The organism is Actinomadura physcomitrii (genome assembly GCF_008923205.2).
Taxonomy (GTDB): domain Bacteria; phylum Actinomycetota; class Actinomycetes; order Streptosporangiales; family Streptosporangiaceae; genus Spirillospora; species Spirillospora physcomitrii.
Window position 1 is genome coordinate 343,499 of the sequence record NZ_WBMS02000002.1, and the last position, 12,728, is coordinate 356,226.

9 protein-coding genes are annotated in these 12,728 nt (G+C 72.5%); all 9 read left to right on the forward strand.

Annotated elements, in window-relative coordinates; genetic code table 11:
* Positions 1-288 precede the first annotated feature (288 nt).
* Positions 289-1,509 carry a 1-deoxy-D-xylulose-5-phosphate reductoisomerase gene (dxr, locus tag F8568_RS03665; protein WP_151591472.1) on the forward strand — a complete coding sequence of 407 codons (1,221 nt, stop codon included), beginning with the start codon at positions 289-291 and terminating at the stop codon, positions 1,507-1,509.
* 66 nt (positions 1,510-1,575) lie between these two features.
* Positions 1,576-2,775 (forward strand): M50 family metallopeptidase, encoded by a 1,200-nt coding sequence (locus tag F8568_RS03670; RefSeq protein ID WP_151591297.1) that lies wholly within the window; start codon positions 1,576-1,578, stop codon positions 2,773-2,775.
* A 110-nt stretch (positions 2,776-2,885) separates the two neighbouring features.
* Positions 2,886-4,079, forward strand: coding sequence for a flavodoxin-dependent (E)-4-hydroxy-3-methylbut-2-enyl-diphosphate synthase (gene ispG, locus F8568_RS03675; RefSeq protein ID WP_268896140.1), 1,194 nt, complete (start codon positions 2,886-2,888; stop codon positions 4,077-4,079).
* 323 nt (positions 4,080-4,402) lie between these two features.
* On the forward strand, positions 4,403-6,061 hold the full coding sequence (locus F8568_RS03680) for an alpha/beta hydrolase (RefSeq protein ID WP_151591299.1): 1,659 nt from the start codon (positions 4,403-4,405) through the stop codon (positions 6,059-6,061).
* 304 nt (positions 6,062-6,365) lie between these two features.
* Complete coding sequence (locus tag F8568_RS03685; protein WP_328600711.1) at positions 6,366-7,967, forward strand: alpha/beta fold hydrolase; 1,602 nt, start codon at positions 6,366-6,368, stop codon at positions 7,965-7,967.
* A 138-nt stretch (positions 7,968-8,105) separates the two neighbouring features.
* The gene (locus F8568_RS03690) at positions 8,106-9,704 is read left to right on the forward strand and encodes an alpha/beta hydrolase (RefSeq protein WP_151591301.1); all 1,599 of its coding nucleotides are present in this window, start codon (positions 8,106-8,108) and stop codon (positions 9,702-9,704) included.
* Positions 9,705-9,835: 131 nt separating this feature from the next.
* Positions 9,836-10,678 carry a GNAT family N-acetyltransferase gene (locus F8568_RS03695; protein WP_151591478.1) on the forward strand — a complete coding sequence of 281 codons (843 nt, stop codon included), beginning with the start codon at positions 9,836-9,838 and terminating at the stop codon, positions 10,676-10,678.
* A gap of 101 nt (positions 10,679-10,779) precedes the next feature.
* Entirely contained in the window at positions 10,780-11,703 is a 924-nt protein-coding gene (locus F8568_RS03700) for a hypothetical protein (RefSeq protein ID WP_151591303.1), read from the forward strand.
* Between the two features lie 116 nt (positions 11,704-11,819).
* Entirely contained in the window at positions 11,820-12,728 is a 909-nt protein-coding gene (locus F8568_RS03705) for a hypothetical protein (RefSeq protein ID WP_151591305.1), read from the forward strand.

Below are 12,728 nucleotides of genomic sequence, written 5' to 3' on the forward strand. Positions count from 1 at the left end.
CCCCCTTGCGGGAGTCGAATCACGTCACTCCTTTATAAGCGGGGACGGGTGTTGTCCCTGCTAGTGAAGGTGAAAGTGGCGGCAAAGGCTGGCGGGCCGGCGCCCGTCCGAGATCGTCGGCGGCGGCGGCGCGCGCGGCTCGTGCTCCGCCTTCCGCTCGCTCACCGATCCGCGGACCGCGCCGCGGCCGGGTTTCGGGCCTGCCCTACCGGGCCGGGGGCAGAGGGCCCGCGACACCGGGCAGGGCGGCGGGACGCCCGCGCGCCGATGTCCGACAATGGTCCGGTGATGTCTCCCTCAGGCGCCGCCGCGCCCGCCGCACGCGAACTCGTCGTCCTCGGCTCCACCGGCTCGATCGGGACCCAGGCCCTCGACGTCGTCCGCCGCAATCCCGGCCGGTTCCGGATCGCGGGCCTCGCGGCCGGCGGCGGGCGGGTGGACCTGCTGGCCGAGCAGGCGCTGGAGTTCCGTCCGGAGGTGGTCGCGGTGGCCAAGGCGTCCGCCGCGCAGGAGCTCCAGCTGGCGTTCTACGCCGAGGCCAAGCGGCGCGGCTACGCCTCCGGCGACTACGCCATCCCGAAGATCGTCGCCGGTCCGGACGCGGTCGCCGAGGTCGCGGCCTGGCCGTGCGACGTGGTGCTGAACGGGGTGACGGGCGCGCTCGGCCTGGCGTCCACGCTGGCCGCGCTCGACGCCGGCCGCACGCTCGCGCTCGCCAACAAGGAGTCGCTCATCATCGGCGGGCCGCTGGTGAAGGAGCGGGCGCGGCCGGGGCAGATCGTCCCGGTCGACTCCGAGCACTCGGCGCTCGCGCAGTGCCTGCGCGGCGGCCGCGCCGAGGAGGTGCGGCGGCTCGTGGTGACCGCCAGCGGCGGCCCGTTCCGCGGGAAGGCCCGCGCCGAGCTGGCGGACGTCACGCCCGAGCAGGCGATGAGGCACCCGACCTGGGAGATGGGCCCGGTCATCACCATCAACTCCGCGACCCTCGTCAACAAGGGCCTGGAGGTCATCGAGGCGCACCTGCTGTTCGACGTCCCGATGGAGCGGATCGAGGTCGTGGTGCACCCGCAGTCGATGATCCACTCGATGGTGGAGTTCACCGACGGGTCGACGCTGGCGCAGGCGAGCCCGCCCGACATGCGGCTGCCGATCGCGCTCGGTCTGGAGTGGCCGGACCGCGTCCCGCACGCCGCGCCCGGCGTCGACTGGACGAAGGCGCACACCTGGGAGTTCTTCCCGCTCGACGACGAGGCGTTCCCGGCCGTCGCGCTCGCCCGCCGCGCCGGCGAGCTCGGCGGGACGGTCCCCGCCGTCTACAACGCGGCCAACGAGGAGTGCGTGGCGGCGTTCCGCGCCGGACGGCTGCCGTTCCTGGGGATAGTCGACACGATCATGCGGGTAGTGGAGGAGCACGGGTCCGGGACGCCGGGCGAGCTGACGCTGGACGATGTGCTGGCCGCCGACGCCTGGGCGCGCGAACGGACCAGGGAAGTGACCGGCCAGGCCTGAGCCCCGCGGGGCCGGCCGGGCGCGGGGGGATCCCTCGGGCGGGACCGAACCCGGAAGGGGGATCGGATGGCCTTCGCCTTGGGTGCGGTGGCGTTCGTCGTCGCGCTGCTGGTGTCGGTGATGCTCCATGAGGGCGGGCACCTGCTCACCGCCAAGCGGTTCGGGATGAAGGCCACGCAGTACTTCGTCGGGTTCGGCCCGACGCTGTGGTCGCGGACCCGCGGCGAGACCGAGTACGGGATCAAGGCGATCCCGCTCGGCGGCTTCGTCAAGATCATCGGCTATACGCCGCTGGAGGAGGTCGACGAGGCCGACCGCCCGCGCGCGTTCTACCGGCAGCCCGCGGGGCGGCGCGCGATCGTCATCGCGGCGGGCGTCGTGGTGAACTTCGTGTTCGCGTTCGTGCTGCTGATGGCGATGGCGATGACGGTCGGCGTCCGGGAGCCGGGCACCGTGACCACGACCGTGGACGAGGTCAGCTCCTGCGTGCCGGCCCGGCTGCAGGACGGCTGCGGCGGCGGCCGCCCGGAGTCTCCGGCGAAGGCAGCGGGCCTGCGGGCGGGCGACCGCGTGCTGACCTTCAATGGCACGCGCGTGGCGGACTGGGACGAGTTGCGCGACGCCATCGACAGGGCGAAGCCGGGGCAGACGGTGCCGGTCGCCGTGCAGCGCGCGGGCGTCCCGCGGCCGGTGACGCTGCGGATGCGGCTGGCGGACGTCGGCGGTGAGCCGTTCGTCGGCCTGTCCGCGCGGATCGTCGGCTCCGGGTACGAGCGGACGGGCCCGGTCAACGCGGCGGTGTTCGCGGGGCGTGCCATCGGCCGGACCGTGCGGAGCATGGGCCAGATCGTGGTGGACCTGCCGTCGGCGATCCCGAAGCTGTTCACCCCCGAGCGGCAGAGCTCGCCGGGCGGCCAGGTCGGCAGCGTGGTCGGCGCGACGGAGGTGTCGGGGCAGATCTTCTCCTCGCACAGCACCGTCCGCGACAAGATCGCTCTGTATCTGTCACTTGTCGTCTCGGTGAACATCTTCCTAGGCGCGCTCAACGTCGTCCCGCTGCTGCCGCTGGACGGCGGGCATCTCGCCGTCGTCGCCTACGAGCGGTTGCGGGTGCGCATCAACGGCATCAGAGGGCGTCCGGATCCGGGCACCGTCGATATGACCAAGCTCATGCCCTTGACCTATCTGGCGGTGCTGGTGCTCGTGGGGCTCGGGGTGCTGCTGATCCTCGCGGATCTGGTCAACCCGCTCCAGATGCCGCAATGAACGAGAAGGTTTACCGCGCGTAGCCGAGTGGTCACACTCTTCCATGCCGGTCGCCGTCACCTCATCCATGCGGGGCGCCTAGGCTGGGTGAAGCGAGTCAGAGGAGAGGGATGAGCGTTTCACTGGGAATTCCGACGGTCCGCGGCGAGGGCGACGGACAGGGGGCGCAGGGCCTGGTCGCGGCGCGCCGCAAGTCGCGCCAGATCATGGTCGGCACCGTGCCGGTCGGCGGGGACGCGCCGGTGTCGGTGCAGTCGATGACCACGACCCTCACCGCCGACGTCAACGCCACGCTGCAGCAGATCGCCGAGCTGACCGCGTCCGGCTGCCAGATCGTCCGGGTGGCGGTCCCGTCGCAGGACGACGCCGAGGCGCTGCCCGCGATCGCCAAGAAGTCCCCGATCCCGGTCATCGCCGACATCCACTTCCAGCCCAAGTACGTGTTCGCGGCGATCGACGCGGGCTGCGCGGCGGTCCGGGTCAACCCCGGCAACATCAAGAAGTTCGACGACAAGGTCGGCGAGATCGCGCGCGCCGCGCAGGACGCGGGCGTGCCGATCCGGATCGGCGTCAACGCCGGCTCGCTGGACAAGCGGCTGCTGGAGAAGCACGGCAAGGCCACCCCGGACGCGCTGGTGGAGTCGGCGCTGTGGGAGTGCTCGCTGTTCGAGGAGCACGGCTTCCGGGACATCAAGATCTCGGTGAAGCACAACGACCCGGTCGTGATGATCCAGGCGTACCGCAAGCTCGCCGCCGCCTGCGAGTACCCGCTGCACCTCGGCGTGACCGAGGCGGGTCCGGCGTTCCAGGGCACGGTGAAGTCGGCGGTCGCGTTCGGCGCGCTGCTGAGCGAGGGGATCGGCGACACGATCCGGGTGTCGCTGTCGGCGCCTCCCGTCGAGGAGATCAAGGTCGGCACGGCGATCCTGGAGTCGCTCGGGCTGCGGCAGCGCGGCCTGGAGATCGTGTCGTGCCCGTCGTGCGGGCGCGCGCAGGTGGACGTCTACACGCTCGCCGAGCAGGTCACCGCGGGCCTGAAGGACTTCCCGGTGCCGCTGCGCGTCGCGGTGATGGGCTGCGTGGTGAACGGCCCGGGCGAGGCGCGGGAGGCCGACCTCGGCGTCGCGTCCGGCAACGGCAAGGGCCAGATCTTCGTCAAGGGCGAGGTCATCAAGACGGTGCCGGAGTCGCAGATCGTGGAGACGCTGATCGAGGAGGCCATGCGCATCGCCGACGACATGGGCATCGAGGTCGGCGAGGACGGGTCGGTGTCCGGCCCGGGCGCGCAGGTGGTGGTGAGCTGACGCCGGTCCGGTGATGTGACGGCCGCGGTCGCGTAGGCGGCCGGGGACGGACTCGGAAGGGTCCTCGGGTGATGAGCCCGGGGGCCCTTTTCGCGTGCCGTGGGCGGTGACCGCCGGTGCGGGCGCGCGCCCCCGGGCGGGGCCCCGGCCTGTGGCGGACCCTGAGCCGGAACGTTCGGGCATATCACAGAGTTCCGTTGATCTTGTCACGATTCTGCATCTGGTCACGACAAGCTCTGTCGTCCGACTTGTCCGCAGGACAACAATCTTCACTTGTTTACCCAAATGTCTGACTCATCCGAGTCGACAGGTTAGGGGGATATGTGAAGAGGACTGTCGTCGTGGCCGCGGTGGCCGGGCTCGGGCTGAGTGGGCTCGGCACCGCGAGCGCACAGGCCGCGGGCCCCTCCGCGGCCTCGGGGTTCGACCCCGCCGCGGTCAAGTGGCACGCCTGCCCCGCGGACTTCGTCCAGCAGGTGCACGACCTGTACGACGGGCTGTACCCGGTCTCGAAGATCGTGCAGTGCGGCGAGCTGCAAGTGCCGCTGGACTACGCCAAGCCGAGCGGCACGAAGATCACGCTGCAGCTGACCCGTACCCCGCACACCGGCACGGGCGCCGCCAAGGGCGACATGGTGGTGAACCCGGGCGGTCCGGGCGGCGGCGGCGCGCTGTTCGGCCCGCGGGTGTTCGCGCAGAACTCCGCGGCGCTGAAGGACGCCTACAACGTCATCGGGTTCGACCCGCGCGGCGTCGGGATGAGCGTCCCCTCGCTCAGCTGCGACACGAACTACACCAACGCCCCCCGCCCCGACTACGGCACGGGCGACCGCGCCTCGGTCTCGGTGTGGCTGAAGAAGTCCAAGGCGTACACGGACGCGTGCCGGAAGGCCGACAAGATCGGCCTGCTGAACCACATCAAGACGACCGACTCCGTCCGCGACATGGAGTCGATCCGCAAGGCGCTGAGCGACAAGAAGCTCGACTACTACGGCGCCTCGTACGGCACCTACCTCGGCTCGGTCTACGCGACGATGTTCCCGAAGACCGTGGGCCGGATGGTGCTGGACGGCAACGTCGGCCCGTCGGACGTGTGGTATGACGCCAACCTGAACCAGGACGTCCAGTTCGACAAGAACATGGACTACTACTTCGGGTGGATCGCCAAGTACGACTCCGTCTACCACCTGGGCACGACGCAGAAGGCCGTCCGGTCGTTCTTCTACAAGCTGCGCGCCACGCTCAAGACCAAGCCGGTGTACTACACCGACCCGAGCAGCGGCCAGAAGTTCGCCGTCGGCCCGGACGAGCTGACCGACGCGATCCAGAACGCCGCGTACCGCCGCAGCCAGGCGCTGTGGGACGGCTACGCGGTGGGCCTGCACGCCTACACGACCGGTGACGCCGCGACGTTCGTCGGCACCTTCGGCGCGCAGACGAGCGGCGGCGCGGACGACAACGAGTTCGCCGTCTACAACGCCGTGCAGTGCACCGACGTCCAGTGGCCGCAGAGCTGGGCGAAGTGGGAGCGCGACAACGTCCGGATCAACAAGGAGCACCCGTTCCTCACCTGGGGCAACGTGTGGTTCAACGCGCCGTGCCTGACCTGGCCCGCCAAGGCCGGCACGCCGGTGAACGTCGGGCGGAGCCGCGACCTGCCGCGCAACATCCTGCAGTTCGAGGGCAGCGAGGACGCGGCGACGCCGCTCGCCGGCGCGCTCGACATGCACCGCCGGCTCAAGGGCTCGCAGCTGGTGATCCAGGACGGCGACCGCACGCACTGCATCGTGCACCGCGGTTCGGCGGCCGTGGACGCCATCTTCGACCGGTACTTCCTGACCGGGGAGCGTCCGGGGCGGTCCGTCACGCACGTCCCGCAGCTCGGCGACCCGGTGCCGCCGGCGCAGGCCTCCGCCAAGGCCAAGTCGCTGTCCACGACGGTGACGAAGGCGGCGCGGCTGAGCGACGACGTCATCCGCTGAACCGCGTGACGGGCTGACCGGCCTATCCGCCGGCCGGCCCGCGCAGCGGCCGGCGAGGGCCCCGGGGAGCGATCCCCGGGGCCCTCTTCGCGTGCGGGCGCTCCGACGGCGGGATCCACCCGCGCCAACATCACGAACATCGGTGGATCTTGTCACGATTTCGCATCTGGTCACGAGCGACTCTCCCGCCATATCGCCCAGAACCGCCACAATCGCCACGCAATCCACGCATCCGCATGCATCGGCGCTGCTCCCCCCTCCGAGCCCGACCCGGGCTCCGGAGCCGCCGATCTGAGGGGGTCAAGTGAAGAGGATCGTCATCGCCACGGCCGCCGCGGCCGTGGCGGCCGGCGGCAGCGTCGCCGCCGTCTCCGCGAACGCCGCCACCGGCCCGTCCGCGGCGGGCCTGGTCGCGGCGAGCGGGATCAACTGGGGCAAGTGCCAGGTCAGCGGCCCCGATGACCCGATGAACAAGGCCGAGTGCGCCCAGGTCCAGGTGCCGCTCGACTACGCCAAGCCGAACGGCCGCAAGATCTCCATCGCGGTGTCGCGCTACAAGCACACCGACGACAAGAACTACCAGGGCGTCCTGTTCGTCAACCCGGGCGGCCCCGGCGGCACCGGCATCGAGTACGCGCCCGCCCTGGCCCGCTGGATGGGCGGCGTCGGCCACGCCGCCACCGCCGCCAAGTACGACATCATCGGCTTCGACCCCCGCGGCGTCGGATCCAGCCAGCCCGCGCTGACGTGCGACAAGACCTGGTACAACCCCGTCCGGCCCGACTACGTCCCGCACTCGGCCAAGGACGAGGCCGTCTGGAAGGCCAAGGCGAAGAAGTACGCGCAGGACTGCCAGCGCGAGTTCGGCTGGATGCTGCCGCACATGCGCACCACCGACGCCGCCCGCGACGTCGACACGATCCGCGCCGCGCTCGGCCAGCAGAAGATCAGCTGGTACGGCTTCTCCTACGGCACCTACTTCGGCGCCACCTACGCCACGCTGTTCCCGAACCGCGTGAAGCGCATGGTGCTCGACGGCAACGTCAACCCGAAGACGGTCTGGTACGACGCCCAGCTCGAGCAGGACAAGGCGTTCGAGCGGAACATGAAGTCCTGGTGGGCGTGGACCGGCAAGTATGACTCGCTCTACCACCTCGGCAAGACCGAGAAGGCCGTCGAGGCGAAGTACTACGCCGTCCGCGCCGCCGCGAAGAAGTCCCCGATCGGCGGCAAGATCGGCCCGGACGAGCTGGACGACATCGTCCTGACCGCCGGCTACAACACCGGCTACTACATCCCGTTCGCGCAGGCCCTGTCGGACTGGGCGAACAACAAGGACGCCTCCGGCCTGCTCGACTGGCTGAACACCGGCGGCGAGGACAACGACTTCGTCGTCTACAACGCCGTCCAGGCGGCCGACGCCAAGTGGCCGCGGAACTGGAACAAGTGGCACAACGACGCGGCCAAGCTCTACAAGGAGGGCTACCGCTTCAACACCTGGAGCAACGTCTGGTTCAACGCGCCCATCGCGTTCTGGCCGTTCCAGGGCGGTCCCGCGCTGAAGCTGAAGGCGAGCAAGAGCCTGCCCGGCATGCTGCTCGTCCAGTCGTCGCAGGACGCCGCGACCCCGGTCGCCGGCGGCTACAACATGCACAAGGTGTTCCCGTCCTCGCGGCTCGTCCTCGAGGTCGGCGGCAAGACCCACGCCAACACGCTGAACGGCAACGCGTGCCTGGACGACAAGGTCGCCGCCTACCTGGACAGCGGCGCGCTGCCGAAGAGCGGCAAGGGCGCGGACGCCTACTGCAAGGCCGTCCCGGCGCTGAACGACCCGGACCCGACGGCGATGACGGCCAAGGCCGCCGGCGCCGTCGCGGGCAAGGACCTGCCGATCGGCCGTCCGTGACACCCCGGTCCACCGCGTGACGCTCGCGGCGCGCCCGTCCCTCGCCGGACGGGCGCGCCGCGAGATCCGTTTTCGGGCGGAATCGCGCGAAGCCCGCGGTTCCCGCGACACGCGCGGGCGCGCAGGTAGAAAGCGGGGGTGCTGAACCACGCTGTAAGAAGGGCCGCCGCCGGGGCGGCCGCCGCCGTCGCCCTCGCCGTCGCCGGCACCGCCGCGGCTCCCGCGAGCGCCGCCCCCGGACGGCCCGATCGCGGCCGCGCGGCCCGGCCCGCCGGGCTCGCCTGGCACGCGTGCCCCGCCAAGGACCCGGTCGAGGGCGCCCGCCTCAAGGGACTGCAGTGCGCGACCCTCCGGGTGCCGCTGGACTACGCCCACCCGCACGGTGCGCGGATCACCCTGGCGCTGTCCCGCGCGCGGCACACCGCGAAGAAGAGCCAGGGCGTCATGCTGCTCAACCGCGGCGGGCCCGGCGCGCACGGCCGCGACCTCGCGGGCGTCTTCCGCGCGGCGATGCCGAAGAGCGTCGCCGCGTCCTACGACTGGATCGGGTTCGACCCGCGCGGCGTCGGCGCGAGCAGGCCCGCGCTGGTCTGCGACAGGAGCTACCAGGACCCGGGGCGCGCGCGTCCCGACACCGTCCCGGAGAACGCCGCCGCCGAGCGGGCGTGGAAGCGGCGGGCCCGCGCCTACGCGCGCGACTGCGCGAAGCGGTACCGCACGATCCTGCCGCACATGGGGACGGCCGACTGGGTGCGCGACATGGACGCGATCCGGCGCGCGCTGCACCAGCGGAAGATCAACTACTTCGGCTACTCGTACGGCACCTACCTCGGCGCCGTGTACGCCTCGACCTACCCGGGGCGCGTCCGCCGCATGGTGCTGGACAGCGTCGTCAAGCCCAGCGGGGTCTGGTACGGCGACAACATCGACCAGAACGTGGCGTTCGAGAAGCGGATCAAGGCGTACTTCACCTGGGTCGCCCGGCACCACGCGACCTACAGGCTCGGGAAGAGCGAGCGGCGGGTCGCCCGCGCCTACGCCCGCGTCCGCGCCGCACTGAAGGCCGAGCCGATCGACGGCAAGATCGGCCCCGACGAGCTGGACGACACGTTCCTCGCCGACGGCTACGGGAACCAGAGCTGGGCCGCCCACGCCGCCGCGCTGTCGGCGTACGCCGTCCGGCGCGACCCGGGCCCGCTGCGCAAGGCGTGGCAGCGGCCGTCCTGGCTGGACCAGAACAACTACGCCGTCTACAACGCAGTCCAGTGCCGCGACGCCTCCTGGCCGCGCGCCTGGCGGCGCTGGCACGCCGACAGCGTCCGCCTCTATCGCGCGGGCTACAAGTTCGAGACCTGGAGCAACACCTGGTACAACGCGCCCTGCGCGTTCTGGGGCGCGCGCGGCGGGCGGCCGCCCAGGGTGGGCGCCGGGTCGTCGCTCGCGCCGATGCTGCTGGTGCAGGGCACCGAGGACGCCGCCACCCCGTACTCGGGCGCCCTGGAGACCCACCGGCTGTTCCCCACGTCCCGGCTGCTCGTGCAGGCCGGCGGCGGGAACCACGGCGTGACGTTGTCGGGGGACCGGTGCGTCGACCGCAAGGTCGCCGCCTACCTGGGGAAGGGCGCCCTGCCGGCGGCCCGGCCGGGCCCGGACGCCCGGTGCGAGGCCCCGGCGCCACCGGAGCCCCGCGCCGCCAAGAAGCCGGGACGGACCCACCGCGCCGACACGCGAACGTGAAGCCGCCGGCCCGGAAGCCGGTGGGGGAGCCGGTGGAGGTAGGAGGACCGGGGACGTCATAGGCTTGTCAGTGTGGTGCTGACAGTGCTGTACGCCGCGCCGGCCGGGTCCGGGAGCCGGTAGCCGTGCGCATGCTGGGGTCGCTGCCGGTCCGGGTCCTCGACGACCGGTACCGCGCGGAGGCGCTCGCGATCCTCGACGCCGACCCGGTGGGCAACGTCTTCGTGGGCTCCCGCGTGCACGCGGCCGGGCTCGACCCCCGCCGCCTCGGCGCCCAGATGTGGGGCTACATGCGCGACGGGCGGCTGTCCGCGCTGTGCTACTCGGGCGCCAACCTGATCCCGGTCGCCGCCGGGCCGGAGGCGATCCGCGCGTTCGCCGAGCGCGCGCAGGCGCAGGGCCGGCGCTGCTCGTCGATCGTCGGCCCGGTCGACGCGGTCGGCGACCTGTGGGAGATCCTCGCGCCGTACTGGGGGCCGCCGCGGGCCGTCCGCGCGGCGCAGCCGGTGATGGCGACCTCCGCCGTCCCGGACGTCCCGGCCGACCTGGGGGTCCGGCGGGTGCGGATGGAGGAGTTCGACGTCGTCTACCCGGCGTGCGTCGCGATGTTCACCGAGGAGGTCGGGGTCTCCCCGAACAGCGGCGACGGCGGCGTCCTGTACCGGGCGCGGGTCGCCGAGCTGATCCGCGACGGCCGCGCGTTCGCCCGCATCGAGGACGGCCGGGTCATGTTCAAGGCGGAGATCGGCGCCGTCACCCCGCGCGCCTGCCAGGTGCAGGGCGTGTGGGTCCCGCCCGACCTGCGCGGGCAGGGGCTGTCGATCTCGGGCATGTCGGCGGTGGTGCGGGAGGCGCTGCGCAGCATCGCGCCGACGGTGTCGCTGTACGTCAACGACTACAACACGCGGGCGCGGGCCGCCTACCGCCACGTCGGCTTCGCCGAGCACGGCTCGTTCATGTCGGTCCTCTTCTAGCCGGGCGCCGGGGCGAATCCGGAGGCATCGGACTTGTCGGAGCATGTCCCATCTGCGACGGTCGCCTGACTCGACGGCCGATCGGCCGGTACGATCCCGCCGTGGAGTTCGCCGAGGCGTTCCGGCAGGCCGTCCAGGCGAGCGGGTTCACCCTGGAGCGGCTCCGCCACCGACTCGGCCGGCGCGGGCTGGCGGTCAGCGTGGCCACGCTGAGCCACTGGCAGCGCGGCCGCAGCCGTCCCCGCTCCCGCGCCGCCGTCGCGATCCTGGAAGAGGTCCTCGAGGTGCCGCCCGGCACGCTGACCGGCCCGCTGGACGACGCCGGTCCCGCCCCCGTCCCGTCGCGCGCCGGCGGACCGCCCGGCGCGCCACCGCCCGCGGCGGAGGAGCTGTGGCCCGATCCGCGGCTGTACGCCGACCTCGTCGGGCAGCTCGACCGGTCCGGCGACCACCTGCTCGAGCGGCTCAGCGTCCACGACGTCTACCGGCTCGACACGCACGGCCCGCGCTGGACGCTGTCGGTCCGCGCGGTGCTGCGCGCGGCCGGCGACGACGTCGACCGCGTCGTCTGCGTCCACCGGACGGGCCCGGACGCCCTCCCGGCCGAGCCGGTCGAGCCGGCCGAATGGACGGCGGAGCTGTCCGGTGTCCGCTACTGCAGGCCCGGGCGGGTCCGCGCGGGCGGCGGGCTGATGGCGTTCGAGCTGGTCTTCGACCGGGTGCTCACGGCCGGGGAGACGGCCGTGATCGAGTACGACCTCCGGCCGTCCGGCACCGGCCCCGTCCCCGGCGGGCCGCCGGACGGCTACGACCGGCGCTTCTCCCGGCCCGTGCACGACTACCTCGCGATCGTCCAGTTCGGCGCGGGCCGGCTGCCCGCCCGCTGCTACGGCTTCACCGCCGACGGGCCGCTCGCCCCGCGGCGGCGCCTCGGCGAACTGTGGATCGGCACGTCGGGGAGCGCGAACATCGCGGTCGGGCCCGTCCGGCACGGCATCGTCGGAGTCGAGTGGGAGTGGGAGTGACGGAACGGGCGGTCGACTTCGGGACGGCGGGGTCTTACAGTGAGGCCGAGGGCCGTGAAGACGGCGGTCAAGGCCGTCGTGCGGGGGCCGGCCGGAACGGATCCGGAGGCCGAGCTGTGCAGAGCGTCGCGGAGGACGACCTCCTCCAGGTCCTGCGGTCCGGGCCCTTCAACGTGGCGCTGCACGCCGCCATCCAGGCCCGCGGCCTCAGCCTCGAGTCGCTGCGCCGCCGGCTCGAGGCGCAGGGCGTCGCCGTCAGCCTGTCCACGCTGAGCTACTGGCAGCGCGGCCGGACCCGCCCCGAGCGCGCCGGGTCGCTGCGCGCCGTCCGCGGCCTGGAGGTCATCCTCGAACTGCCCCGGCACTCCCTGCTCACCCTGCTCAAACCGAACGCCGAGCGGCCGCCCGGGCCGTGGCCGCCGATCGAGGAGCTGTGCCCCGAACCCGGCGTCCGGGACCTGCTCGACGAGATCGGCGCCGGCGGCGAGCGCCTGCTCACCGGGCTCAGCCTGCACGACCAGCACGTCATCGGCCGCCACCGGGAGCTGCGCGAGGTCCGCACCCGGGCGGTGTTCCAGGCGCAGCGGCGCGGCGTCGACCGCTGGACCGCCGTCTACCACAACCCGCACGGCGTGCTGCCGACGTCCCGGACGGCCCGCGGCTGCCGGTTCGGCCGCGTCCGGATGGACGCCTCCAGCGGGCTCATCGCCGCCGAGCTGCTGTTCGACCGGGCGCTCGGCCGCGGCGAGACGTACCTGCTGGAGTACGGCTTCGGGTTCGGCGAGTCCGGCCCGCCCGCCACCGAGGAGGGCCGCGGGTTCCGCACGGCGCAGCACGAGTACCTCATCGAGGTGAGCTTCCATCCCGCCGCGCTGCCCGCCCGCTGCTACCGGACGTGGCGCCCCGACGGCCACACCGCCCTGGAGGACGCCGCCGACCTGCGGCTGTCCAGCTACCACAACGTCCACTTCATCGAGTTCGGCATGCCGGCCGGCTACCACGGCATCCGCTGGGAGTGGTCCTAG

Bases quoted from the DNA above. Each gene is read 5' to 3' on its own strand.
- dxr (WP_151591472.1), top strand. From the start codon at position 289: ATGTCTCCCTCAGGCGCCGCCGCGCCCGCCGCACGCGAACTCGTCGTC.
- F8568_RS03670 (WP_151591297.1), top strand. From the start codon at position 1,576: ATGGCCTTCGCCTTGGGTGCGGTGGCGTTCGTCGTCGCGCTGCTGGTG.
- ispG (WP_268896140.1), top strand. From the start codon at position 2,886: ATGAGCGTTTCACTGGGAATTCCGACGGTCCGCGGCGAGGGCGACGGA.
- F8568_RS03695 (WP_151591478.1), top strand. From the start codon at position 9,836: ATGCTGGGGTCGCTGCCGGTCCGGGTCCTCGACGACCGGTACCGCGCG.